Origin of the sequence: Acinetobacter sp. YH12112 (assembly GCF_013418945.1) — a bacterium.
GTDB classification, from domain to species: domain Bacteria; phylum Pseudomonadota; class Gammaproteobacteria; order Pseudomonadales; family Moraxellaceae; genus Acinetobacter; species Acinetobacter indicus.
The window spans coordinates 1-26,649 of sequence record NZ_VPBA01000036.1 but is presented as its reverse complement, the minus strand read 5'-3'; the positions used below and the strand labels follow the sequence as shown (position 1 = coordinate 26,649).

General features: G+C 46.0%; 24 protein-coding genes. 10 read left to right on the top strand and 14 right to left on the bottom strand.

The window, feature by feature from the left end:
* Positions 1-100: 100 nt before the first annotated feature.
* Positions 101-1,501: a hypothetical protein gene (locus tag FTU50_RS12505; protein WP_180047211.1), complete on the bottom strand. Its 1,401-nt coding sequence runs from the start codon at positions 1,499-1,501 to the stop codon at positions 101-103.
* Positions 1,502-1,668: 167 nt separating this feature from the next.
* Positions 1,669-4,275, bottom strand: a complete 2,607-nt coding sequence (gene acnD, locus FTU50_RS12500; RefSeq protein WP_127800825.1) for a Fe/S-dependent 2-methylisocitrate dehydratase AcnD — start codon at positions 4,273-4,275, stop codon at positions 1,669-1,671.
* Between the two features lie 254 nt (positions 4,276-4,529).
* Here acnD and FTU50_RS12495 point away from each other — a divergent pair, with 254 nt between their 5' ends.
* Together FTU50_RS12495 and FTU50_RS12490 are read left to right on the top strand one after the other, a co-directional pair.
* Entirely contained in the window at positions 4,530-5,255 is a 726-nt protein-coding gene (locus FTU50_RS12495) for a folate-binding protein YgfZ (protein WP_163146089.1), read from the top strand.
* Positions 5,256-5,532: 277 nt separating this feature from the next.
* Entirely contained in the window at positions 5,533-6,345 is an 813-nt protein-coding gene (locus tag FTU50_RS12490; protein WP_005175859.1) for a tetratricopeptide repeat protein, read from the top strand.
* A 58-nt stretch (positions 6,346-6,403) separates the two neighbouring features.
* Here the strand turns inward: FTU50_RS12490 and FTU50_RS12485 are convergent, their stop codons facing one another.
* From FTU50_RS12485 to otsB, 8 genes are all read right to left on the bottom strand, one after another.
* Positions 6,404-7,339: an AEC family transporter gene (locus tag FTU50_RS12485; protein ID WP_180047213.1), complete on the bottom strand. Its 936-nt coding sequence runs from the start codon at positions 7,337-7,339 to the stop codon at positions 6,404-6,406.
* 59 nt (positions 7,340-7,398) lie between these two features.
* Positions 7,399-8,523 carry an NADH:flavin oxidoreductase/NADH oxidase gene (locus tag FTU50_RS12480; protein WP_180047215.1) on the bottom strand — a complete coding sequence of 375 codons (1,125 nt, stop codon included), beginning with the start codon at positions 8,521-8,523 and terminating at the stop codon, positions 7,399-7,401.
* 162 nt (positions 8,524-8,685) lie between these two features.
* Positions 8,686-9,366, bottom strand: coding sequence for a glycosyltransferase family 2 protein (locus FTU50_RS12475; protein WP_180047217.1), 681 nt, complete (start codon positions 9,364-9,366; stop codon positions 8,686-8,688).
* Complete coding sequence (locus tag FTU50_RS12470; RefSeq protein ID WP_180047219.1) at positions 9,363-9,977, bottom strand: SAM-dependent methyltransferase; 615 nt, start codon at positions 9,975-9,977, stop codon at positions 9,363-9,365. Before FTU50_RS12470 ends, FTU50_RS12475 begins: the two co-directional genes overlap by 4 nt.
* Entirely contained in the window at positions 9,958-10,752 is a 795-nt protein-coding gene (locus FTU50_RS12465) for a PIG-L deacetylase family protein (protein ID WP_005175842.1), read from the bottom strand. The genes FTU50_RS12470 and FTU50_RS12465 overlap by 20 nt, the downstream gene beginning before the upstream one ends.
* Entirely contained in the window at positions 10,740-11,717 is a 978-nt protein-coding gene (locus FTU50_RS12460; protein WP_180047221.1) for an acyl-CoA dehydrogenase, read from the bottom strand. The genes FTU50_RS12465 and FTU50_RS12460 overlap by 13 nt, the downstream gene beginning before the upstream one ends.
* A 193-nt stretch (positions 11,718-11,910) precedes the next feature.
* The gene (locus tag FTU50_RS12455; protein ID WP_127800811.1) at positions 11,911-13,341 is read right to left on the bottom strand and encodes a trehalose-6-phosphate synthase; all 1,431 of its coding nucleotides are present in this window, start codon (positions 13,339-13,341) and stop codon (positions 11,911-11,913) included.
* A complete protein-coding gene (otsB, locus tag FTU50_RS12450) occupies positions 13,292-14,131 on the bottom strand; it encodes a trehalose-phosphatase (RefSeq protein ID WP_005175835.1) in 840 nt (279 codons plus the stop codon). Before otsB ends, FTU50_RS12455 begins: the two co-directional genes overlap by 50 nt.
* Positions 14,132-14,405: 274 nt before the next feature.
* On the opposite strand from otsB, the gene mutM reads away from it, so the two are divergent.
* Both mutM and FTU50_RS12440 read left to right on the top strand, forming a co-directional pair.
* Entirely contained in the window at positions 14,406-15,266 is an 861-nt protein-coding gene (gene mutM / locus FTU50_RS12445) for a bifunctional DNA-formamidopyrimidine glycosylase/DNA-(apurinic or apyrimidinic site) lyase (RefSeq protein WP_168384080.1), read from the top strand.
* A 5-nt stretch (positions 15,267-15,271) separates the two neighbouring features.
* Entirely contained in the window at positions 15,272-15,556 is a 285-nt protein-coding gene (locus FTU50_RS12440) for a peptidylprolyl isomerase (protein WP_005175832.1), read from the top strand.
* A 146-nt stretch (positions 15,557-15,702) separates the two neighbouring features.
* Here FTU50_RS12440 and mscL read toward each other — a convergent pair whose 3' ends face one another.
* Positions 15,703-16,140, bottom strand: coding sequence for a large conductance mechanosensitive channel protein MscL (gene mscL / locus FTU50_RS12435; protein WP_005175830.1), 438 nt, complete (start codon positions 16,138-16,140; stop codon positions 15,703-15,705).
* 174 nt (positions 16,141-16,314) lie between these two features.
* Entirely contained in the window at positions 16,315-18,147 is a 1,833-nt protein-coding gene (gene typA, locus FTU50_RS12430; RefSeq protein WP_005175828.1) for a translational GTPase TypA, read from the bottom strand.
* Between the two features lie 173 nt (positions 18,148-18,320).
* Here typA and FTU50_RS12425 point away from each other — a divergent pair, with 173 nt between their 5' ends.
* The 3 genes from FTU50_RS12425 (at position 18,321) to FTU50_RS12415 (ending at position 22,254) form a co-directional block, all read left to right on the top strand.
* The gene (locus FTU50_RS12425; protein WP_005175824.1) at positions 18,321-19,691 is read left to right on the top strand and encodes a uracil-xanthine permease family protein; all 1,371 of its coding nucleotides are present in this window, start codon (positions 18,321-18,323) and stop codon (positions 19,689-19,691) included.
* Positions 19,692-19,756: 65 nt separating this feature from the next.
* Positions 19,757-20,791, top strand: a complete 1,035-nt coding sequence (locus FTU50_RS12420; RefSeq protein WP_180047223.1) for a class I SAM-dependent methyltransferase — start codon at positions 19,757-19,759, stop codon at positions 20,789-20,791.
* A complete protein-coding gene (locus tag FTU50_RS12415) occupies positions 20,791-22,254 on the top strand; it encodes an amino acid permease (protein ID WP_005175817.1) in 1,464 nt (487 codons plus the stop codon). Before FTU50_RS12420 ends, FTU50_RS12415 begins: the two co-directional genes overlap by 1 nt.
* A gap of 80 nt (positions 22,255-22,334) precedes the next feature.
* Here FTU50_RS12415 and FTU50_RS12410 read toward each other — a convergent pair whose 3' ends face one another.
* Positions 22,335-22,865, bottom strand: a complete 531-nt coding sequence (locus tag FTU50_RS12410; protein WP_045794979.1) for a hypothetical protein — start codon at positions 22,863-22,865, stop codon at positions 22,335-22,337.
* 98 nt (positions 22,866-22,963) lie between these two features.
* Positions 22,964-24,001, bottom strand: a complete 1,038-nt coding sequence (omp38, locus tag FTU50_RS12405) for an outer membrane protein Omp38 (protein WP_168383424.1) — start codon at positions 23,999-24,001, stop codon at positions 22,964-22,966.
* Between the two features lie 381 nt (positions 24,002-24,382).
* Between omp38 and FTU50_RS12400 the strand changes: the two genes are divergently transcribed.
* The 3 genes from FTU50_RS12400 to FTU50_RS12390 all read left to right on the top strand — a co-directional run.
* The gene (locus tag FTU50_RS12400; protein ID WP_180047224.1) at positions 24,383-24,907 is read left to right on the top strand and encodes a GspH/FimT family protein; all 525 of its coding nucleotides are present in this window, start codon (positions 24,383-24,385) and stop codon (positions 24,905-24,907) included.
* 122 nt (positions 24,908-25,029) lie between these two features.
* Complete coding sequence (locus tag FTU50_RS12395; protein ID WP_104470652.1) at positions 25,030-26,205, top strand: acetyl-CoA C-acyltransferase; 1,176 nt, start codon at positions 25,030-25,032, stop codon at positions 26,203-26,205.
* 239 nt (positions 26,206-26,444) lie between these two features.
* Positions 26,445-26,649, top strand: a 205-nt coding sequence (locus tag FTU50_RS12390; RefSeq protein WP_171294683.1) for a transposase domain-containing protein, incomplete at its 3' end; no start/stop codon positions are given.

The following is a 26,649-nucleotide window of genomic DNA, read 5'->3' as shown; positions in this document are numbered from 1 at the left end:
CGCGACTCATGAGTGCTCGGTTATATGCGGGCCAATTGGTTGTGCGGTAGATTTTGTGTGCAGGCTTCTTCATTTGAAAATTATATCGCTGAAAAACCCTTTACAGATAGGTTTGTGCAACAAAGCCATGTATAAAACTAATACTATATTCTTTACTGTTAATTACTAAATGATCGGCCCATTCATCACCTAAATCATCACAAAAAATATAGTCATCCTTTGAATGTAATTTTTCAACAAAGTGGAACATTGAGCCTTTACTAAAATGTTTTTGACCAGCTTTGAATGTACCCTTTTCCGATTGAATTTTTTCTATATCCTTTTGGGGATGAAGCATAGCTAAAATAGATTCTATTTCAGATGTTCCAGATACATCCTCAAAACAGTTATCCATACAATACATAAAGCGAGGGTCATCGAAAGTAAGACAAAATAAACCTTGTTTATTAATATAATTTAATAGGCTTTCTATCTTACTATTCTCTTCAACTTTAAATTTTCTAAGTAATTTAGATGAAATAGATAAAGTTCTCTTATTTTTATTTACATATGATGTTGATTCTAAATTTATTACTCTTAGATTTTGATTAAGCTCATATACCCTACCTAATTGATCAAACAATTTTTTATAGATTCTAATAGAAGGCTCTATATATTTTTTTGTTTTCTTAATTTTTCCATTTATTTTTTCTTTTTTAAATAGCTCATATTTTAATAAAATTGTTCCATCTTCAATTTTGTCTTCAATGGCTGAAATATCAATCAATAATGCACTTGGATTACATTTAGAAAGAACATCTCCAAGAGAAACTTTTTTTGCAAATTTTTTAAGAAAATTATTTTCTTTTGAAGTATTAATAAGTTGGATTTGACTATACGCCCAATCAGTTATCTCCTCAATGGATTGTCTTGGCGATGATTCAACTATTCTTCCAGTCGATGAAATAGATTTTATTTGACCTTTTTCCTTAATTTTTAAATGTGAAGGAATAGATCGTCCCGCAGAATGTGATGAGAAAGATGACCTAATATCATTTCCTTCATAGGATCTATTTCTTACTGCTTTTTCAGAAACTGTCATGTTGCGTAAAGCTATTTTTTGAAACTCTGCATTATCTCCTACCAATCTACTGAGTTCTGCTACTTCTATTAGCTTAAAGTTTTCTTTAACATACGCCAAAAATGTTGAGCAACTTTTACTTAAAATCACTAAATAATCATTAATTTCTATAACTAATATATAAGCATATATACGATCTTCAAAAGTATCATCATCAAGGAAATATACTGGTCTAACTGTAGGAAAGACCTTAATTGATACCGTGTAATCAACTCCTCTATTCGTCCTATTTTTTGCCCTGAATTGATCAATCACAAAATTTGTATTACTTTCCTTATTTTCTGTAGCGAGTTCTAAAATTTTTTCAATTTCTTGATCAGTATTTGGCGAATCACATTTAAAAAAAAGCACATTTTTAGTTAGTTCTAATCTATCTGGCATAGATGCCCCGACTCAATTGAGCAAAATTAACACAAATTAAATTAGTTTATTTCTTACGCAATTTCAATAACTTTAATCTCCCCCAACCCTAAGCCATACATGGCATAAGAAAAAAAGAGAAACTCCCTCCTTTCTTAAAGGAGGGTTGGGGAGGATTCATTTAATAATTAAGCCACATTCCCTTCCAAGAAGTCCTGCGCAAATCGCTGTAACACCCCACCCGCTTCATAAACTGACACTTCTTCTTCGGTATCTAAACGGCAGGTTACTGGCACTTCCAGAATCTGGTTTTTACCATCAGCCGTGGAACGCTCAATCACAAGTGTTAAAGTCGAACGAGGTGCAATATTACCAATCACGCTATAAAGCTCAGTACCATCCAAACCTAGAGTTTTACGGTCTGTGCCCGGCTTAAACTCAAGCGGCAATACACCCATCCCAACCAGGTTAGTTCGGTGAATACGCTCAAAACCTTCTGCCACAATCGCTTCAACACCAGCAAGGCGTACACCTTTAGCCGCCCAGTCACGGCTTGAGCCTTGGCCGTAGTCTTTACCGGCAACAATAATCAGCGGCTGTTTACGATTCATGTAGGTTTCAATCGCTTCCCACATCCGCATTACTTCGCCTTCAGGCTCGACACGCGCTTTGGAACCTTGCTTAATGGTACCGTCAGAACGTACCACCATTTCATTAAACAATTTCGGGTTGGCCAGCGTTGCACGTTGTGCCGTCAAGTGATCACCGCGGTGGGTGGCATAGGAGTTAAAATCTTCCTCAGGCAAGCCCATTTTCGCCAGATATTCACCTGCCGCCGAATCCAGAATAATTGCATTCGATGGTGATAAATGGTCAGTGGTAATGTTATCGCCCAAAATTGCCAGCGGACGCATATTGGCTAATGTACGCGGTGCAGCCAGCGCGCCTTCCCAATATGGTGGACGGCGAATATAAGTACTTTGCGGACGCCAGTCATATAGCGGACTTGCCGCCTGCTCCACTTCGCCCAAGTCAAACATTGGAATATAGACTTTCTGGAACTGCTCAGGCTTCACCGAGGTTTTCACTAATGCATCAATTTCTTCATCCGACGGCCAAATGTCTTTCAGATAAATTGGATTACCGTTCTGGTCGGTGCCCAACGCATCTTTTTCGATGTCAAAACGGATGGTACCGGCAATTGCATAGGCAACCACGAGTGGTGGAGATGCCAGGAAAGCCTGTTTTGCATACGGATGGATACGACCATCGAAGTTACGGTTGCCCGACAGCACCGCAGTCGCATACAGGTCACGGTCAATAATTTCTTGCTGAATCTTTGGATCAAGCGCGCCTGACATCCCGTTACAAGTCGTACATGCATAAGCGACGATGCCAAAACCGAGTTTTTCTAAGTCTTTCAGTACACCCGCTTCTTCCAAATACAGCGCAGCTGCTTTAGACCCCGGTGCAAATGACGATTTCACCCAAGGTTTACGCACAAGACCGAGCTCATTGGCTTTACGTGCCAGCAAACCTGCCGCAACGGTATTACGTGGGTTTGAGGTATTGGTACATGAGGTAATCGCGGCAATGATGATGGCACCATCTGGCATCAAACCATCGGTACGCTGTTCAACAATACCGGCAATGCCTTTTTCTTTTAAGTCACTTGTGGATACACGTGCATGTGGGTTCGACGGCCCTGCAATATTACGGGTTACCGTTGATAAGTCGAAACGCAGCACACGTGGATATTCCGCCTGTGTCATGTCAGATGCCCAAAGCCCAATTTCTTTGGCATAGGTTTCAACCAGTTTGACTTGTTCAGGCTCACGACCGGTCAGGGTTAAATAGTCGATGGTGTTCTGATCAATATAGAACATCGCAGCGGTTGCACCATATTCAGGGGTCATATTGGAGATGGTGGCACGATCACCCACTGACATGCTGTCCGCACCTTCACCAAAGAACTCTAAATAGGCACCGACCACACGCTCTTTACGCAGGAATTCAGTTAACGCCAAGACGATGTCCGTCGCAGTAATGCCCGGCTGACGCTGACCAACCAATTCTACCCCAATAATGTCCGGCAGACGCATCCAAGATGCACGACCCAGCATCACATTTTCAGCTTCAAGACCACCCACACCGACTGAAATCACGCCTAGCGCATCGGTATGCGGGGTATGCGAGTCTGTACCCACGCAGGTATCCGGGAATGCTACGCCATCACGGTTTTGAATTACCGGTGACATTTTTTCCAGGTTAATTTGATGCATGATGCCGTTGCCTGCCGGAATTACATCGACATTTTTAAAGGCTGTTTTGGTCCATTCAATAAAATGGAAACGGTCTTCATTACGACGGTCTTCGACTGCACGGTTTTTCTCAAATGCATCCGGATCAAATCCACCGTATTCCACCGCCAGTGAGTGATCGACAATCAGCTGGGTTGGCACCACCGGATTGACTTTGGATGGATCACCGCCCTGATCGGCAATGGCATCACGCAGACCGGCAAGATCGACCAGTGCCGTTTGCCCCAAAATATCATGACAGACTACACGTGCTGGATACCATGGAAAATCATGCTCCTGCTTGCGTTCAATCAGCTGGCGTAAGGACTGCTCTAAAATGGCTGGATCACAACGACGCACCAACTGCTCGGCCAGCACTTTGGAGGTATAAGGAAGTTTGGCATATGCGCCTGGCTGAATATCTTCAACGGCTTGTCGCACATCATAATATTCTAGCGGGGTGCCTTGCAGCGGTTTACGGTAGTTGTTATTCATAGCGTACCTGCCTTGTTCTGACTTCTTCTTTCAAAGTTTTGTTGTTTAACATTCATGCTGCTTGGCATTGTACGCTGCCCGAAGCCTATTTCCCAAATTTCATATATTTCATAAACTTAAGTTAAAAATAATACATTTTTGAAAAATTTGGTTACATCTAATAGAAAATTCTGGCCAGAAATATGATTTTTTTTGAAAAATAGCGCAAAATTAACCTCATTCTTTAGTATTAGATACGGTTTCGAGATTAGAACATGAGTAATCTGACTTTCTCTGCATTCACTTTAAACGGTGTAGATGCGCAAAAATTCTTACAAGGTCAAGTCACGGTAGATGTCGAAAAACTGCCGCAAACCGAAACCCGTTATACTGCAATTTGTAGCCTGAAAGGCCGTATTCTGTTTGGTTTATGGCTGACCAAACAGAATGCTGAACAGTTTGAAATTGTAGTAACGGCCGATCAAGCTGAAGACTTTGCCAAACACATTAAAAAGTTTGGTGCTTTCTCGAAAATGAAACTGGAAGAAGCCGGTCAGGTTTATCCGGTCGTAAACGGTTTAAGCACCCAGTTCACAAGTACTGAACAGGATATTCAAGCATGGCAATTAAAGGCGCTTGAAAGTGGTCAGGCCTGGATTCAGGCCAGCACCGCGGAACTGTTCCAGCCACAGGAACTGCGCCTGCATCAGCGTGAAGGCATTCATTATGACAAAGGCTGTTATTTGGGTCAGGAAGTGATTGCCCGTTTATGGTTTAAAGCCAAGCCAAAACACTGGCTGCATCTGATTCAAGGTACAGGCGATGCTCCAGCTATCGCCAGCAAACTGAACAATGATGTAGAAGTAGTGAATAGCCTGGCTATTGATAGCGGTTATCAAGCTTTGGTGGTAGCAAAACCGGATGCCTTAGCCGAGATGGATGTAACGGTTCTGGATTTACCTGAAGCTTTAAGCGGTGATGTGGCGCGGCCGCAAAATTAAGCGTGTCACTAGCAGATCTATGAAAAACAGCCCAAGTGACACGTGTAACTTGGGTTGTTTTTTTATCCGTCAAAAAAAACGAGACTGATTTACAAATTGAAGCAATCCTTAAATTCAGGATTTTTTTATTATTGTTCCTACGTGGTTTGAAAAAATTACCGGATTCCGATACATCTATATTTACATTCTTTGATTTCATCTTATGATGATGAGTGACAATTTATTCCCCACACATAAATGGAATTATGTGGTCATTGATACAAGGTTTTATACAACGATGAAAAAACTGATTTTGGCAAGTCTGGTTGCCCTTTCGACACAATTTACCCTCGCCAACAGCAATAACAGTATTCCGACCGATCCGGCTTTCGCCAAAATTGAAGCCATGGTCAAAGCCAACAACCTGAGCGGAGCCTATCAGGAATTAGACAAACTGGCCAAAACCGGTAATCCGCAAGCGATTTATAATCTGGGTTATTTGACCCAAACCGGCCAAGGTACGGCCAAAAATGAAAAGAAAGCCATCGAGCTATATGAGCAGGCCGCGAAAAAAGGCTATCCGGTGGCGAATTATGTACTCGGTAAAAACCATCTGACCGGCACTTTGGGTCTAAAACAGGATACCAATAAAGCCAAACAGTATTTGCAAAAAGCTTCATCACAAGGCTTTCATGATGCCACCATTGATTTAGCGGTGGTGTATTTCTCTGAAAACAAAGCCGATTCAGATAAAAAAGGCCTGCAATTACTGGAACCCCTCATTAAAAAAGGCAACAATCAGGCCATTCATGCCAAAGCCTTATATGACATTAGCCTGGGCTTTAAAAACAAAAATGAAGCACCCATTCAGCAGGGCTTAAAAAGCATTCAGGATTTAGCACAAAAAGGCTATATTCCAGCACTGATGGCGGTTGGCAATATGTTTACCAATGGCAACATCGTGCCGCAAAACCTGCCGGAAGCGAAAAAGATTTTCTCTGCCCTGGCCAAGGAAAATGTCCCGCAAGCCAAAGAATCGCTGGCTGTGGTGGACAAGATGATCGCCGATCAAGCCAAGAATCCACCAAAAGCAGCAGCCAAGAAAAGCTAATGCGGCTGACCGAAAAAAGCCCGATGACCGGGCTTTTTTATTTGGGATACATAAAGATTTAAAGAAAATGCGATGACTGACTTAACCAGAAAGCCACTCCGATTAAACCCAGGACCGTACTCATAATTAAAGGCTGGAGTGCCTGTTCATTCAGGCCATAATTCTGGCCAAAAATCCCAAAGGCCACAGGCATCGGCAATGCCGCCAGCAACGTACCAACAAACAGCATTTCTGAGCTGACATTGGGCAAACTCCACAACAAGGTGAAAATAACCAGCGGCATCAGCAGGACTTTCATCCCGACCAGCAGCACACTTTGCAGATTAACCGAGTGCAGCCGCATTCCGACCAGACTGCCGCCAATCACAAATAAAGCCAACGGCGATGCAGTTTTGCCGAGCATCTCCAGAATCTGATTGATGCTGTCCGGCAGTTTTAAATTAAGCAAGACACAGGCCATCCCGGCAATAATCGACAGAATCACCGGATTTTTTAGCAGACTTTTTAAGGTTTTCAGATATAACGCCGAAAGATGATGGTCTTGCTTTTGCGAACCGGCTTCGGCCAGAAACAGCACCATCGCCACAATAATCAGGTTTTCAATAATTAGAGTTAATGACAGATAAATGGCGGAATGACTGCCAATCAGCAGGGTTAAAATAGCCGTGCCAATAAAACCGGTATTGGACATCGACGCGCCCATCGACAGTACACTGGCATGGGTCAGGCTATGCCGGAAATAGGCTTTATAAATGGCTAGCGCCAGAAAAAACAGGATCAGCGAGCCCAGCCCATAACCAATAAAATAACCGGGATGCCAGATTTCGGCCAGGTCTTTACTGGCCAGGGCAAACAGTAAAAAGGCTGGCAGTGAAACCTTCATCACAAACTGGCTCAGCGCCTGAATATGCGTGGCCGCCAGAAAATTGGTACGTACGCTGCTATAGCCCAGCGCCAGTACTGCCACCAAGGGCAGTAAAATATTCAGCAACAAAAGTGCCTTCCTTCTCTAGAACGAGATCTAAAATGCATCATCCCTGATGCTGCTGTTGCTTATTCCTGAACAGGAAATGGATGGAATAAATCTTTTAAACCATGCGGCTGACAGCGCAAGTATTGCGGCGCGATGGCAATCTGCCCGCCCAGTTCAGCAGCGGCATGCCACGGCCAACGTGGATCATAAAGCATCGCTCGTGCCAGTCCAATGGCATCTGCATACTGATTTTGCAGAATTTCTTCAGCCTGCACCGCTTCGGTAATCAGGCCCACAGAAATCACCGGAATACGATGCACCGCCTGTTTAATGGCATGGGCAAAAGGCACCTGATAGCTTGGCCCGATCTCGATACTCTGCTGGGCATGCAGACCGGCACTGGACACATGAATATAGGCTGCGCCCAACTGTTCCAGCGCTTTGGCCACCCCAACCGTAGACTGGATATTCCAGCCGCCCTGCGCATCCATCCAGTCGGTAGCAGACAGACGCACCCCAATCGGATAACCTTCTGGCACCACTTGTTTCATGGCCTGGAACACTTCCAGGGTTAAACGAATCCGGTTTTCAAAACTGCCTCCATATTCATCATCTCGGACATTGGATAACGGCGACATAAACTGATGCAGCAGATAGCCATGGGCAGCATGGATTTCAATTAAATCAAAGCCGGCATCCACTGCACGCACCGCAGCACTGGCAAAGTCGGCAATCACCTGTTCAATTTCATTCAGACTTAGTGCATGAGGGGCATGATCGGTCGGGTTAAACGGCAAATTACTGGCCGATACGGTTTGCCAGCCCTGGGCATGATCCGGCGCAAACTGGTCCTTGCCCAGCCACGGTTTATCGGTAGATGCCTTACGTCCGGCATGTGCCAGCTGCACCGCAAATGGCATTGGTGACAAAGTTTTGACTTTGGCCAGCAAGGCTTTCATCTGCGCACGCTGCAAATCATTCCATAGGCCTAAATCGGCATAGCTGATCCGCCCTTCTGGCTGTACCGCCGTGGCTTCAATAATACATAAACCGGCACCCGACAAGGCATAGTTAGCCCATTGCTGCTCATGCCAATAGCTGAGCTCGCCTTTATCATTGGCCGAATATTGACACATGGGGGCAATAATAATTCTGTTGTCTAATTCAAGCGTGCCAAAACGGATAGGTTCAAATAATAATCCCATGGGGCGATCCTGCCTTATGATTTTCATGAAAATTATTCTAACCGAGATAGACGGCCGAATTGGCTAAAAGCTGTTTATTTTTACCGCTTTATGTAACCGAATTAAACTGTGGTGTTGATCAAAATACGCTGTGTTTTTGTCAGCCCGATGACAGCCATTTTTTCACAATCGCTCACACTTCAGACGCAGCACGACAAGCCGGTTCAAATAGGCGGCAAAACCATCACTGACCCGGCTGTCCAGACGACTGCTGGTGGTGACCCGTACCTGGTTACTCCAGACAATCGGCAGGTTTAAGCACTGCATCTGCTCGACCAGCTGCACATCTTCATGACAGCTGCTGGCCTGAAAACCACCGGCTTTTAAATAGGCCGCAGCAGAAAAACTGAGATTGGCCCCATGCACATGCCGATGGTCCATTTTATCCTGATAATGGCGCAGATATTTCTGCCGGGCGGCCGCAGATAAAGGCGACCAGTCTTTAATTTCAACCACGCCACAAATCAGTGCTGCCGGCTGATGGGCATATTGTGCAGATAACCACTGCGCATCAACCTGGGTATCGGCATCGGTACAGGCAATCCAGTCAGCACCTTTGGCAATCATGGCGCGCACGCCCAAATCCCGTGCCTTACCAACACAGCGTACTTCACAACACAAGTAGTCGATTCCGGCCTGTTGTACAATTTCAACAGACTGATCATCACAACTGTCCAGCACCACCAGCACCTTTACTTCAGACACAACGGGCGGTAATTGTGCAATGGCCTGCTGAATAGCCGCCAGACAGGCGCCCAGCGTTTCGGCTTCGTTATAGGCAGGCACCACCACCGCCATCCTCATATCAGTCCCTCCCGCGCAGCCACAGATTGTGCATCTTGAGTCCAGAGATCGAGCAGAAAATCCGGATCATTCATCTGCAAATAATGATGCAGTGCCAGTTGTTGCCTTAAACAGGCATGTACCTGATCGCCATTCAGCTCAAAGCCTGCAATCGGGTAACGCCAGTGACAGGCCAGCAGCGTACCGTCTGCACTTAAACACTGCTGCAGCTGCTGCATTAGCTGCACTAATTCGGCCGGACGCAGGTAATAGGCCACTTCACTGAGAATAATCAGATCAAATAGACTATCATTTTCCAGCGCCAGATGGGTTTCAGGGACACGTTGTTGCCGCACCTGCACATGCGCAAACCTCGCCAGACGGGCCTGTGCCAGTTCAACCGCACGACGGTGGGCATCTACACAGATGAGCTGCTGACAACGCGGAGCCAGCAATTCACTGAAGATGCCATTGCTGCAGCCAATTTCCAGGACCCGCTGAAACTGCGCCTGCGGCAAGGCCGCCAGACACAGCTGCCGTTTACGCTGCTCATACCAGCGCTGCTGATAGTGCCAGGGATCATCATTGTCCTGATACAGCTGGTCAAAATAGTCATCCGTGTTCAGTCGCATCAATATAGACCTCGTACGGGATTAAGAGTCGTGAAATGGTTTTTGCCGATAAAATTGGCGGCTGGTGAATAGTGTCATCAGCCTCGATCTGAGTTTTAAAACACTGAATCGCCTGCTGTTTTAAAGCCAGCTGCTGTGCAGTTAAACGGAGTTTTCGTGCCTGCGCCCAGGGAATCCGTGCATCTGCCGGTATGGCCCAATGCCAGGCCCAAATCAGCACCTGATAACAGCGCTGCCGGTGCTGTCTAGCCCAATGCTGCACCACCCGTCCGGTGGCTTCATGATCGGGATGGCCATCTTGAGCGAAGGTGGTCACCAGAATATCCTCAGGCTGCACCCAGTTTTGTAGCTGCTGCAACAGTTCGGATTCAGCCTGCATCACCTGGCCATCTGCAATGTTCAGGGCAATGCGCTGGACCTTATGTTCCAGTCCCAGCACCGCCAAGGCATTCAGACTTTCTTGTGGCCGCAGCACATTCAGCTGCTCAACGCTATAACGTTTTGACCGAGGATGGCTGCCGGTACCATTGGTTACTGCAACCAGCAGCAGTTCACGCCCTGCCGCGGCCAGTTGCTGCATCAGACCCGCACAACCGAGAATTTCATCATCGGGATGTGGCGCGAAAATTAGTACCCGGCCACGCTCAGGAAAGTGCTGCGTCAGATTCAAATCCGGCAGCCCGGTCAGTCCGGACCAATTGAGCCACTGCGCCTGATCGGTACCGCTACCATAGATTTTCCGGTCACCGACTACCGGATCGATCAGAGTTGCCATGTTTGCCCCTCCTGTAGCGATAAGCGGCCAATTGTAGCCAGATCAAAAGCAGCATGACTCTGGCGCAAAAATACCGGCAAGTCGGCAGCCAACCGGGCAAAATGTGCCTGCTCGCAAAAAGGTCGTGCGCCTAGCGCTTTTCCGACCTTTTCCAGTACCAATAGCGCAGTATCCTCAACTTGGGCGCGTAACATCCGGATGATCAGTTCATGGCTGTGTGCCGGCGCTGCATCTATCTGGGCAGCCACATGGGTAAAAAACTGTCGTGTCACGGCCAGTCGGGTACTGACTTCGCCCAAATACAATTCATGATAGGCATGGGTTTTCTGCTGCACATGCTGCTGTAAATATTCAGCCAGACGTACTGTAGCACCATACCAGCAGGCCGCAACACCGGCTGCACCATGCCAGAAGCCCGACCGATTCAGATAATCTCCGGGTTGTGCAATGCGTGTGGCTGGAGTGTGCTGAAAATGAACAGTTGCTGTGGCCGTCTGCTGCATACCGATGGCTTGCCAACTGCTATCATCTACTTGGATTGAAGGCTGCTGCATCTCGACCATCAATAATTGTGACTGGCCATCTGCACCGCGATAAGTCATTAAACCAAAATCCACCGCATATGCCGCCGAGCACCAAGCCTTATAACCGGAACAATAGCCCTGCTCATACTGTACAGGTTGTGGATGGCCTTCCGCGGCCCAGACTGCCCACCAGCCCGCCGGAACGGACTGAATCTGTAGTTCGTTTAAAATACTCAGCGCATCGAAATGTGATTCCAGCCATTTCACCAAAGTTAAATCGGTGGCCGCAACTTTGGCCAGCAGTTGCCAGCGCAGCAGGGTTTGCCCCCTGCCCGGATGAGGAAATTCAGGTGATACTGCCAGCAAACGGCGTAGTGTGGTGACGTAATCTTCGGCGGTAGGCGCTGTCTGCTGTTCAAATTCAGCCAGAATCTGGTCCATAGTGGTTCTATATTCCAAATATATAATTGTTCTCAATCTATCCGGTTGTCATCATTGCCAGCACAGTGACCACAAGCGGGCATGAGTAGCCAAACTTGCAGTCACGGTACGGCGATGTTGATGTTTTTAACTGATGACCCTGTTTAGATTTAGCACGTGGCTGGGCAGATAAATATTGAAAATTGTTAACGTATTAGTGAATCACCGGCGAGACCTGGGCGCGAAGCGGCATCTTGTAGTGATACAGGAAGCTGTTATGGCGCAGATCATTTAAGAAAGTAGTACGCCAGTCGGCAATATCAAATTTTTTCAGACCATCCATTAAGCGACTGTAACGCTGTATCCGCTCTGCTCGCGGCATCTCCAGTGCCTGTTTCAGGGCTCGCGTCATGGCCTCGCGGTCATGTGGATTCACAATTAGTGCATCCGGCATCTGGTCTGCGGCACCGGCTTTATCGGACAGAATCAGCACGCCCGGATTATCGGCATCCTGAGCGGCAATATATTCTTTGGCCACCAAATTCATACCGTCTTTTAAAGAAGTGACCCAGCAAATATCCGACTGGCGGTAAATTTTCATCAGCACTTCATGTGCCAAGGTCTGATGACTGCAATTCACCGGCAACCAGTCTGCTGTAGCATATTGGCTGTTAATGGCGGCAATCTGGTCTTCTAAACGCTGGTACAGGCGCTGATAGGCGGGAATATCCATGCGGCATGGACAGGCAATTTGCAGGTCCACCACCTGCTGGTGATATTCAGGATAAGAAGCCAGGAAATGGGCAAAAGCATCAAAACGTTCTAGCAGCCCTTTGGAATAATCAATCCGGTCAACGCCGATAATAGTTTTTTGTTGGGCCAGGGAGTCAAAATCAAAGATATCTTGGGTGCTCGTTAAGGGCTGAGCGGCCGCGTGCTGGATGAGGTCTGGATTCACCCCAATGGGGTAACTCTTCATCATGGTCAGCTTATTCTGATAACGCAGGATATAAGGATGAATTTCCTCACCACTGAGCATGGTCTGGCAAATGCGCATACATTGCTGCTGATCGCGCTGGGTTTGCAGTCCAACTACATCATATTCACAGAGGTCTTGCAGTAAACGTGATGCCACCGGAATTTCCCGCCACACCGCTTCATGGGCAAAAGGAATATGCAGGAAAAAACCAATCTTGTTATGCATGCCTAACTGGCGGCAATGCCGGGCGATACTGAAAAAATGATAGTCATGCACCCAGATCACATCATCCGGCTCAGCAATCGCCTGTAGCTGTTCGGCAAACATGCGATTGACTTCCTGATAAGTCAGATATTCGTCTGTGGAGTATTCAATTAAATCGCTGCGATCATGCATGGCCGGCCACAAGGCATTGTTGGCAAAGCCACAGTAATATTGCTGGTACTGCTGTTCAGTTAAGGGGCTGGTCAGATATTCCACACCCTGATGCTGCACCGAGTCGAATTTCAGCTGGGAAAATTGCTCGACTCTTTCACCATTCCAGCCCACCCAGACCCCGCCAATATCATGCAGTGCATCTTGCATGGCCACCGCCAGACCACCTGCGGCTTTTTTTTCAGGATTCGGTAAACTGACCCGATTGGATAACACGATTAGCTTTGACATTTTTACCCTCACATCCTCTTTTGATGGTCATTGCTCCTGTTTCGCAATGTATTTTTATTAAATGCAGCAACTCCGCCACGGCTTGGGTATTGGCCAGCCGATAGTGGGCCTGTGTCTCGCCTTCACCGACTTTAATACTCAAACCCTGATGCTGATTGACCACAGCAAATCCATCTTCATCCGTCACATCATCACCAATAAAAATGGGAAAAGTGCTGTTTTCTGGCATTGCTTCCAGTAAGCGACTAATTGCAAAACCTTTACTCGCTTGCTGAGGCAAAAGCTCGACCACACACTTGCCCTGCTTGAGCTTAAGTTGAGGATAACGCACTTGCAGCACCGCCATAATCTGCTGTGCAACCGGCGCAAGCTCTGGATATTCCCGGTAGTGCAGGGCTACCGAAAACTGCTTATCCTCAATACGTAAATTCGGGTAGGCGCGACAGGCCTGACTCAGGTCTGCCCGGAGCTGCTTATAATTAATATGACTTAAATCAAGTTGTAATTTCTTTGTACTATTCCACCAAATTTGTAATCCATGTAACTCAGCAATCGGCAGCGGTAACTGCTGTAACAGCTGTCTGGCCATCTCAATGGAACGGCCAGTAACCACACTCACCGGAATCCCCAACTGCAATAATTCGGCCAGGGTGTTTAAAGTCGAGGTGGGAATAAAACTGTGCTGCGGGTCAAGCTGAAAATCGGCCAGAGTGCCGTCTAAATCGAGAAACAGACTTAATTGACGTTGCTGCTGCTGACAGATCTCGATGATGTGTTGCGGCGTATGCATATTGCTCCTCATCTGGATAACTCATTTTTGTTTTGCCCTATCTTGGCGTTTTTTTATGGGCGGCATGTGATTTTCAACATTAATGATGTGCAGGCTTACATTTTTTTACCTGGACGCTGAATCGCTTTTATTTTTCTGTGAATGTTCAGTTTGAGCCGCAAGACTGATCCGGCTGCGCGGTACGGCAATTCACTTTATAATGCAGCCTTGCCCTGTCTTGTATTTTTCAAGATTCAACCCGATATTAGCTGCATCCTCATGCCGAAGCCTGTCCATGCCTGAATTACCTGAAGTTGAAACCACCAAAACCAGTTTATTACCGCTGCTAGAACAGCGTGTGCACGCCGTGCAGGTACGCCAGTCCAGCTTACGCTGGCCAATTCCAGACGATCTACACAAACTGGTCGGGCAAAAACTACTGAACCTGACCCGTCGCTCCAAATATATTCTGGCCCAGTTTGAACAGGACAGCATGCTGTGGCATCTGGGCATGTCCGGCAGCTTCCGCCTATGTGAGCCCGAGGCCGAACTGCGCAAACATGACCATCTGATTATCCAGTTTGATGATATTCAGCTGCGCTACCACGACCCGCGCCGTTTTGGCTGTATTCTCTGGCTAGATGAAAACTCGCAAAGCAAACTGATCGATACGCTCGGGCCTGAACCTTTAAGTGATGCTTTCAATGCTCACTATCTGGCCGATAAACTGAAAAACAAAAATGTCGGCATTAAAATTGCAATCATGGATAACCATGTGGTGGTGGGCGTGGGCAATATTTACGCCACAGAAAGTCTGTTTAATCTGGGCATTCACCCGGCACAACCGGCGTCGAGCTTAAGTCTGGAACAGATTGAGCAGCTGACCCTGGAGATCAAGCGGATTTTAAAACAGGCCATTGATTTGGGTGGATCGACCTTACGCGACTATAGCAATGCCATGGGTGAAAATGGCTATTTTCAGCAAACCCTGCTGGCCTATGGTCGTGCCGGTGAAATGTGTGTCAACTGTGAAACCACACTGGAAAACCTCAAGCTTGGTCAGCGCGCCTCAGTGTTTTGCCCGGAGTGCCAACCGCTGAAGAAAGTCAAACTGGCTCATCCTAAAGCCAGCAAGCCGAAACATACAGCGAGGTAATACCCATGAAAACGGCCATCGTCCGTCATATTCTGGTAAAAGATAAAGATACTGCCGAGCAGCTGAAAAAGAAGCTGCAAGCAGGTGCAGACTTTGCCAAAATTGCCAAACAGTATTCCACCTGCAACTCAGCCAAACGTGGCGGCGAACTCGGTGAAGTGAAAAAAGGCCAACTGGTCCCAGTGATTGATAAACTGGTCTTTACGGCTGCTGAACGGGTGTTGCATGGTCCGGTCAAAAGCCAGTTTGGTTTTCATTTGGTGGAAATTAAATTCCGGATGGATTTTTAATCCCCCCTAAATCCCCCTTTGGTAAAGGGGGGTCTTCTCCTCTCTGAGCCAGTTTAAAGCAAAGCTTTAAATGAAGCGCAAGAAGGGAGGTTGGGAGGGATTCTATAAAAAAACGGCGCCTTTGCGCCGTTTTCTTTTGCTTTCAATTACGCCTGCGGACGTTTTTTCAATTCGTCACGAATTTCACGCAGTAATTCGATATCTTCTGGAGTTGCTGCCGGTTCTGGCTCTGCTTCCTGCTTACGGCGCATTTTGTTCATCAGTTTCACCAACCAGAACACCACCCAGGCCAATAACAGGAAGTTAATGAAGATGGTCAGGAAATTACCATAATGGAAAATGTTCAGACCGGCTTCCTGGGCAGCAGCCAAGGTTTGGACATTGTTCGGGTTATCACCCAGAATCAGGAATTTATTGGTGAAATCGACATCACCACCTAAAATCCATGAAATCAGCGGCATGATCACATCTTTTACCAGTGAATCAATAATCTTACCGAATGCACCACCAATGATGACACCGACTGCCAGGTCCATCATGTTGCCTTTAATGGCAAACTCTCTAAATTCTTTTAAAATGCTCATATGCGCTCCAGAATATATCTTTATTTATGTGATGAAGTATACATAATTACTAGGATTTGATTTCTGCTTAATGTACGCTTTTTTCAATTATTTCCAAGTAGTTTTAGAACATTTAATACAAAAAAAACCGCCAAGTGGACCTGGCGGTTTCTTTTTTCTTCTTAATTTTAAAAATTAAGATTTGTTACGCTTACGTTCGTTTTCAGTCAGGTAACGCTTACGGATACGGATTGACTTCGGCGTTACTTCAACCAGCTCATCATCTTCAATGAATTCAAGTGCTTGTTCAAGTGTGAATTCAATTGCAGGAACCAGAGTTAACGCATCATCCGTACCAGATGCACGTACGTTGGTTAACTGTTTCGCTTTGGTTGGGTTCACCACCATATCGTCTGAACGAGAGTTAATACCCACGATCATACCTTCGTAAACTTCCAATTGAGGTTTAGCAAATAGACGACCACGGTCTTGCAAGCTGAACAGTGCATAGCCCAAGCAAGTCCCTTGAACCATAGAAATCAGTACACCGTTTTGACGTTTTGCTACAGAACCCTGTTTCATTGGACCGTAGTGCGAGAAGCTAGAGGTCATGATACCGGTACCAGACGTCATGGTCATGAATTCAGAACGGAAACCAATCAGGCCGCGTGAAGGAACAGTTGCTTCAATACGGATACGGCCTTTACCGTCCACTTCCATATTGGTCATCTCACCTTTACGGTTACCCATTTGTTCCATCACAGCGCCTTGGTGCTGTTCTTCAACGTCAAAAGTCACGTTTTCGTATGGTTCTTGCATTTCGCCATCAATCTCTTTCAAGATCACTTGCGGACGAGATACACCCATCTCGAAACCTTCACGACGCATGTTTTCAATCAGAACTGACAGGTGAAGTTCACCACGGCCAGACACTTTGAAACGGTCAGGACTGTCAGTATCTTCAACGCGCAGTGCAACGTTGTGAATCAATTCGCGGTCTAGACGTTCACGGATGTTACGTGAAGTCACAAACTTACCTTCTTTACCCGCGAACGGCGAGTTGTTGACCTGGAATGTCATCGACACGGTTGGTTCGTCTACAGAAAGCGGTGGTAACGCTTCAACATTTTTCGGATCACAGATGGTGTCAGAAATATGCAGCTCGTCCATACCGGTTACACATACGATGTCACCCGCAGATGCAGAATCTACATCAATACGCTCTAAACCGTGGTAACCCATGATTTTTAAGATACGGCCGTTACGTGTTTTACCATCTTTGTCGATGACAGTTACAGGTGTGTTCAGTTTTACAGAACCACGCTGGATACGACCAACACCGATTACACCCACGAAGCTGTTATAGTCCAGTGAAGACACTTGCATCTGGAATGGACCATCAACGTCAACTGCTGGTGGTTCAACGATGTCTACGATGGTTTCAAACAACGGTGTCATATCTTCAGCCAGTTCTTCTGGAGATGGACCAGCAACACCACGTAAACCAGACGCATATACCACCGGGAAGTCTAGCTGCTCGTCAGTACCACCCAGGTTGTCGAACAAATCGAATACCTGGTCAATCACCCAGTCAGGACGCGCGTTTGGCTTGTCGACCTTATTGATGATCACGATTGGCTTCAAACCACGTGCGAACGCTTTTTGCGTTACGAAACGGGTTTGTGGCATTGGACCTTCTTGTGAGTCAACCAGAAGAAGTACGCAATCCACCATCGACATGACACGTTCAACTTCACCACCGAAGTCGGCGTGTCCCGGGGTATCCACGATGTTGATACGGTATTCAGTATCGGTACGTTTATCTAACCATTTGATTGCAGTGTTTTTTGCAAGAATGGTAATACCACGTTCACTTTCAATAGCGCCTGAATCCATGACACGCTCAATCTCGCCCGCTCGTTCACCGAGAGCACCTGATTGTTGTAAAAGTTTATCTACAAGAGTGGTTTTACCGTGGTCAACGTGCGCGATAATCGCGATGTTGCGGAGAGTTTTAATATCTGACATGTAAATTCGATACGCTTTAAATTTGAGGGCAAATTATACAGAAAAATACTCTCATTTAGTAGTGACACTTTATTGACAATCGAACTTTTTTCGACAGAAGCGACGATTTAAAGTTTGTAAAGACGTGTAACTCGATTAGAATACCGCCACCTAGCCTAATTTGCTTTTGACTTATGTCTGAATTTAATTCATCTCCTGATCAAAAACCGCAACTGGATTTGGTCTATGGTCTGAATGACCGTCCTAAACCATTTATTGCTTTTCTTGCTGCCTTCCAACACTTATTGGCCATTATTGTCCCGATTGTGACACCAGGTCTGTTGATCTGTCTGGCCTTGGGTGTTTCCAAAGAAGACACCAACATGATTTTATCGATGTCTTTGGTGATTTCGGGGATTGCAACCTTCCTGCAAGCTAAAAAAGTAGGTCCTTTTGGTGCCGGACTGTTAATTGTTCAGGGCACCAGCTTTAACTTTATTGGCCCAATCATCGGGATTGGTTCTGCAATGGTCGCAGCAGGTACACCAGTTGAGTCGGTTATGGCTGCTATTTTTGGTGTGGTGATTGCCGGTTCATTTATCGAGATGGGTGTTTCACAAATTCTGCCATGGGTTAAAAAACTGATTACCCCGCTGGTGACCGGGATTGTGGTCCTGCTGATTGGTTTAACCTTAATTAAAGAAGGTTTAATCAGTATGGGCGGTGGCTATCAGGCCATGTCGGACAAGACTTTCGCCAATGCCGATAACCTGATCATGTCTTGTACCGTTTTAGCGTTAATCATTATCCTGAACCGGATTAATGTGACCTGGATTAAAAGCTCCGCCATCCTGATTGCCCTGATCGTGGGTTATATTGTGGCTGGTTTTATGGGTCATCTGGACTTCTCTGGTCTGCAGGAAGCGCCACTGGTACAAGTGCCAACTCCAATGCACTTTGGTCTGGAATTCTCCTGGAGCCTGTTCATTCCAATGGCCTTTATTTACCTGGTCACGTCTTTAGAAGCGATTGGTGACATCACTGCAACCTCAAAACTGTCGAACCAGCCTGTGGATGGTCCAAAATGGATGCAGCGTATTAAAGGTGGTGTGCTGGTCAATGGTGCTAACTCATTCCTGGCCGGTATCTTTAACACCTTCCCAAGTTCGGTATTTGCACAAAACAACGGTGTGATTCAGTTAACCGGTGTGGCTAGCCGTTATGTCGGAATCTGGATTGCCGCGATGCTGGTGATTTTAGGCCTATTACCTGCTGTTGCGGGCGTGATTCAGGCTGTGCCTCAAGCCGTTCTGGGTGGTGCTGTCATGGTCATGTTTGGTGCGGTAGCCGCATCGGGAATTAACATTTTATCGGGTATTCATCTGGACCGTCGTGCCCTGCTGATCATTGCCATTTCTCTGGCACTGGGTTTAGGCGTTGCACAAGTGCCACAAATTCTGGAACATCTGCCAGAATTATTCCGTAATATCTTTAGCTCAGGTGTTGCGACTGGCGGTATTGCAGCACTGATTCTGAATATTGTATTACCTGAAACCAAGAAGTAATTTCATGTCCAGAAAACACTGTCTGAGCCGGACTTGGACAGTGTTTTTCTATTGGAGAGCGACTCATGGATGCTAAAAGCGAAGTGCTATTACGACAATATGATTATTTATCAGGTCGTGTGTTACTGATCAATGCGCCTACAGACCAGCTGTTCGCTGAATTCGGTGAATCGGTCCAGCCTTTTTTCTGGACATGGAATTTTAACGATTACCACTATTTCCAGAACCAGACTGCCCCCGTTCATTTTGGTGCCGACTTTCCAGAAGGCGAATTTGATCAGGCGGTTATTTTTGTGCCGAAATCTAAAGAACTGCTGAATTATGTGCTGCACAATGTTGCCGCCCATCTGCAAACCGGCAGCAGTGTTTTTCTGGTCGGTGAGAAAAAAGGCGGCGTCGAACGTGCGGCCAAACAGCTACAGCCTTATGGTAAAGCCTTAAAACTCGACAGTGCCCGTCATTGCCAACTCTGGCAATTAACACTAGACTGCAGCGTCGAGAAAAAAGCACTGGCCGACTGGGCGCAGCGTTATACTGTAGCGACGCCGAAAGGCGATCTACAGATTTGTGCCCTGCCAGGTGTGTTCAGCCAGAACCGGCTTGATATCGGTACAGCGGTCTTCCTGCCTTATTTATGCCAGGTGCCATCGGGTAAAATTGCCGATTTTGGTTGTGGCGCCGGCATTATCAGTGCCTATCTGGCCAAGCTGAATCCAGATAACCGTATCTTCGCGCTGGATGTAGATGCTTTTGCACTCGCTTCAACCCAAATGACTTTTGAGCACAACCAGCTCAATCCGCAGCAGCTTGAAATTAAAGCCGTCAGTGGCATTGAAGATGCGCCGCTGTTTTTACATGCCATTGTCAGCAATCCGCCTTTTCATCAGGGGATTCAGACCGACTATGATGCCAGCGAAAAACTGTGCAAAACTGCGCGCCGCCACCTGAAATCGGGTGGTGAACTGTGGATTGTGGCCAACCGCTTTTTAAATTATCCCCTGTTGATTGAACAGAGTTTTGGCCAGTGTACGGTCAAGGCAGATCAACAAGGTTTTAAAGTGCTGTTCGCGAGCACTCAAAAAAATGTTAAGGAAGTATGATGAGCGAAACTCAACACAGCCGACAGCTGCAGCGTAAGCTCGGTGCTCGCCACTTAAATATGATCGCCATTGGCGGATCGATCGGGACCGGTTTATTCCTGGCCTCCGGTGCGACCATTGCCAATGCTGGTCCGGGTGGTGCATTACTGGCCTATGCCCTGATTGGCGTCATGATCTATTTCTTGATGACCAGCTTGGGCGAATTGGCGACCCACAATCCGACCTCAGGTGCATTCTTTACCTATGGCAGCAAATATGTCGAAGGTGGTTTTGGTTTCGCGCTAGGCTGGAACTACTGGTATAACTGGGCCATTACCGTGGCATTTGAACTGGTTGCGGTACAGTTCATCATGAAGTTCTGGTTCCCGGATATTCCCGGTTTCTACTGGAGTGCCCTGTTCCTGACCGTGGTGTTTGCGATTAATGCCCTGACAGTCAAAGGCTTTGGTGAGTCCGAGTTCTTCTTCTCTTTAGTCAAAGTGCTTGCGATTATCATCTTTATTATTATTGGTCTGGTCATGATCGCCAAGATCATGATGACCCCGGATGTTGCAACTTTTGGTAACTGGAGCCAAGGTGAAGCACCCTTTGTCGGTGGTTTATCAGCCCTGATTGGTGTGGCGATGATTGCCGGTTTCTCCTTCCAGGGCACAGAAATGGTCGGCGTGGCTGCAGGTGAATCCAAAGATCCACAGAAAACTATTCCGATTGCAATCAAACAGATTTTCTGGCGTATCCTGTTGTTCTATATCGTGTGTATTTTCATTATCGGCACCCTGATTGCTTATGATGATCCACGATTACTCCAGGCCGCTGCAACAGATGATGTGGCACTGTCACCGTTTACCTTACTGTATGAACAGGCCGGTTTTGCCTTTGCAGCCAGCGTCATGAATGCAGTCATTCTAACTGCGATTCTGTCTGCGGGTAACTCAGGCATGTATTCCTCTACGCGTATGCTGTTTGATATGGCACGTAAAGGTAGTGCACCAAAAGCCTTTGCCCGTCTTGATCCACGCGGCGTACCAATGAATGCGCTGTATGCCACTACAGCCATTGCTGCATTATGTTTCTTGACCACCTTTATTGGTGAAGAACAGGTCTTTAACTGGCTACTAAATATGTCAGGCATGTGTGGCTTTATTGTCTGGCTGGGTATTGCAGTTTCTCACTACCGTTTCCGCAAAGGCTATCTTGCTCAGGGTTATAAACTTGAAGATCTGGCGTATCGCGCCAAGTTCTTCCCATTCGCACCGTGGTTTGCCTTCACTTTATGTGCGATTGTGGTCTTGGGCCAGAACTATCAGGCGGTACTTGATGGTGAGTGGCTGGCTGTGCTTTCCACCTATATCGGGATTTTATTGTTCCTGGCCATCTGGTTAGGCTATAAATGGAAATACAAAACCAAGCTGATTCCTTATCAGCAGATGGATGTGCAGCCGATGAAGATCGACCGTGAATAATTGATTCAGCTTTCTTTAAAAGCACTCAACAAAAAAGCAGTCCAAGTGACTGCTTTTTTTATGATCTCGATAAATGTGGCTTAGCTATAACGCATCACAAAATTTCGGTCATCAATCACAATGGCCTGACGGCAAATGCCCTCTGCCTGACGCTGCTGCTCGAAAACCTGTGCTGGCATTGCATCAAAGCTGTCAAAGAAACAGACCTCTTCTGCATCCATCGAATAGATTAAGGAATGATTCCCCACACCTTCTAGTGTGTCATAGAACACTATCACAAAGCGGCCCTGATCAACACATGTCTGCAAAGCGCTATAGCTGAGTGCCGGCTGTAGCGGAATCTGTAATTGCTGCGCTTCCTGATAACACAACACTTCCGTCGGGTGCTGGTGCGGATCAGGATCGGTATGAAAGCTCACCTCAAGACCTAGCTTTTTCAGCCCAACCGCTAGCGCAATTCCGAAAGTGCCATCTTCATTATTATGCCGGCACAGCTGGACCAGATCGGCAATTTCCAGATCAATCCCATAGTGCTGAAAAATCTTCCAAATAGCAAAAATACCACCATTGGCTTCAAGTTGAAGGAGTTGATCCGGAATTTCTGTGCTCATAATCCATCTTACCCAGACTGCGGGATTTCTAAGGCAATAAAATTCCATTATAAAAAAAAACGACTCCGAAGAGTCGTTTTTTCTAAGGTCTACTCAAATTATTGAGCAGCTGCTTCTGGTTGTACAGTAACTGTACGGCTACCAGTGATTGTCGCGAATACACGACGGTTCATAGCACGACCTTCTTTGGTGTTGTTGTCAGCAATCGGTTGATCCCAAGCGAAACCTTGAGTTGACAGACGAGCTGGGTCAACATTGTATTCGTTTACAAGTGAAGATTTCACAGAGTTCGCACGAGCTAAAGATAAACGTTCGTTCAGTGCACGTGGACCAGTGTTGTCTGTGTGACCTTCGATACGCGCTGTTGCGTTTGGATATTCAACCAGTTTTTCAGCAACTTTAGCGATTTCTGGCTTGTATTGATCTTTGATGTTTGATTTGTTGGTATCAAAGAATACGCGAAGTTCCATGTTCAGGTCTTCAGTCAACTCTTGTGGAGCTGGTTGAACTGGAGCAACTGGCTCAACTGGAGCAACTTCTACTACAGGAGCAGCTGGCTTCAAGTGACCGCCAAGAACTACGTTAAGACCAGCTAAAGCTGTGTAGTCCCAGAATTTCTCATCGAAGTTATATGTTGAACGTGCTTCTGTACGAAGAGATAAAGCATCGTTTAAGCGCCAGAATGCACCCACACCAGCATTACCGATAGTACCTTCGTTTTCACCAGCCCAATCAGCATCACCACCAGTTGCTTTATATTTGTAGTGACCCGCACCTAGAAGTACATATGGCTTCACTTTGCTGTCATAGTTTTTGGTAATTAAGTCAGAAGTTGCATAGAAGTTACCAGCTAATTGCTGCTTCTTATATTCAGCGCCTTCACCAGCACCATCTACATCACCTTTAACTTGGCTATATTCAGCTTCGAAACCTAACCAAGGAGTAAGTTCAACACCAAGTGCTGCACCAACAAATAAATCGTCCTGTAATTCTGGACCATCTGTTAGCTTGTCGTTGTTGTGTTTAGTATCAATAAAGTTGTAACCAAGCATTAATGGGGTAACAGTTACGCCCGCGTTTGCAGCAGCTAAAGGAGCAGCTACGAGCATTGCTAATGCAATACGACTCATTTTCATGGATTTATCCTCCAGAGATAACAAATTGTTGTTCAAGCTCAAGCCTAAAGTTTTGGCTATCCTGAGATAGGCTTTTTACCCCAGTTTTCTTTTTAAGCTAGTCACTTTGAATCATACAAACACTTTATTCTTTTTCCAAGTGCTTGATAATTTTAATCAAGTAAATTATTGACAAAATTACTTACAATTTCCGTTGTAATTCGGTAAATTTTTACTCAATTTTTTGTTGTGGATAGCTTATTGTCACTTCCACTTTCACTTTATTTTAGCAGCTTTATAGAAAGATGCGTAAAAATAATGACAACCTAGAAAAATATTACAAAACAATATTTTGTATTACAGAAACACAATAAAAATATAAAAATTATAGGTCTACTTAGTATGTACCCGATCAAATCTCACACTTCAGGCTTTAGTCTGTTTGAACTCATTGTGGTGGTAGCAATCATTGGCATCATCAGTGCGATTGCTTTGCCTCATTTTCAGCAATATCTGGCCCAGCAAGAAGCCAAGCGCATCCGTTATTTACTGCAATATAGTATTAACCTGGCCAAATCCCAAGCCCTCACCTATCGCGCCAATATTGTAATTTGCCCCAGTGCCGATCTGCAGCAATGTCAGAATAATCAATGGAACAATGGCTTTATTATTTTTATCGATCATAACCGCAACCGAAGCCTCGACTCTGGCGAATCCATTGTCTTAACCGAAAAGACCCGCCTGAAATACGGTAACCTGGAATGGAAAGGTGCCCTGTCTCTGCCCAGCCTCAGATTTAACGCCCAGCAGGGCTTGCCTTTAGGCTCCAATGGCAGTTTTTATTATTGTTCAGGTTTTACCCCCAATCAGCGTATTTTCCTCAGTAATCGTGGTTTTCTACGCATAGAATTTCCCAATAGCTGCTAAAACTTATGCGTCTAAAGATGTATGAAAATTACGCTTTATTCTGTGGATTTTTCCCCTATACTGCTAGGGCTTAAGCTCAAAATAAATATTGAATTGATTAGAAACAGATTGGAGATACAACGATGACGGATATCGTAATTGTTAATGGTGCACGGACAGCAATGGGTGGTTTTCAGGGTAGTCTTGCCAGTTTAACCGCACCCGACTTAGGTGCAGCCACCATTCAAGCCGCTATTTCTCGTGCTGGCTTACAACCGACCGATATCGAAGAAGTCATTATGGGCTGTGTTTTACCGGCCGGCTTAAAACAGGGTCCTGCACGTCAAGCCATGCGTAAGGCAGGCTTACCGGATTCAACCGGTGCTGTAACCATTAACAAATTGTGTGGTTCAGGCATGAAAGCGGTCATGCAAGCCGCAGATATGATTAAAGCCGGTTCAGCAACTTACGTGGTTGCAGGTGGTATGGAATCAATGACCAATGCGCCGTACATTCTGCCAAAAGCACGCGGCGGTTTCCGTATGGGCCATGGTGAAGTCAAAGACCATATGTTCCTAGATGGCCTTGAAGATGCAGAAACCGGCCGTTTAATGGGTTCTTTTGCACAGGACATGGCCAATACCAAAGGTTATACCCGCGAGCAAATGGATGACTTTGCTATTCGTTCATTAAAACGTGCACAAACTGCAGTGAATGAAGGTTATTTTACCGATGAAATCGTGCCTGTAACGGTGTCTACCCGTAAAGGCGATGTCGTGGTCGATAAAGATGAACAACCATTCAACGCCAATATTGAAAAAATTCCAACACTACGCCCAGCGTTTGCTAAAGATGGCACCATTACTGCGGCCAATGCCAGCTCTATTTCGGATGGTGCATCTGCACTTGTATTAACCTCAGCAGACAACGCTGCAGCAAAAGGTTTACAACCGCTAGCCAAGCTGATTGCCTATGCTTCGAATTCACAGCATCCATCTGAATTTACCATTGCGCCAGTCGGTGCAATTCAAAAAGTTCTGGATAAAACCGGCTGGACGGTTGCAGATGTGGATCTGTGGGAAATCAATGAAGCTTTTGCCATGGTGACCATGTGTCCAATGGACGAGTTCAAACTGGACCCAGAAAAAGTCAACATCAATGGCGGTGCCTGTGCACTTGGTCACCCAGTTGGTTCGACCGGTTCACGTATTATTTTAACCCTAATTCATGCCCTAAAACGTACCGGTGGCAAGCGTGGTATCGCCGCCCTATGTATCGGTGGCGGTGAAGCAACTGCTGTGGCGATTGAGTTGCTTTAATTGAAAGTCTCCCTTTCTTAAAGGGGAGACTTAGAGGGATTCAATCAATCATTCCCAATCCTCTCCTACAAGGAGAGGGCCAGGGAGAGATCTACCCTCTCTCTAACTCTCTCCCAAAGGGAGAGAGAACTACTAGGAAGGAAAATAAAAAGCCTCCACTTGGAGATAATGCCAGTCAGTTAAGCAAATATTAGAAAAATGTAGTAAAAATGAGTGTATGTAAATACGCTCATTTTTTTATGTCTTTATCTGAACATTTAGAATCCACTCTTGAACATGCTCTCCCATCACTCAACCATTTTTGTGAACTTATTGACTTAAATTGGATTGAAACATCTCTGCATCAAACAGGTAAGGCATCGATCAGAAGGAGAAAATTACCTGCTGAGCACGTGGTTTGGCTTGTTCTTGGGCTTGCCTTGTTTCGCAATCAACCCATCAGCT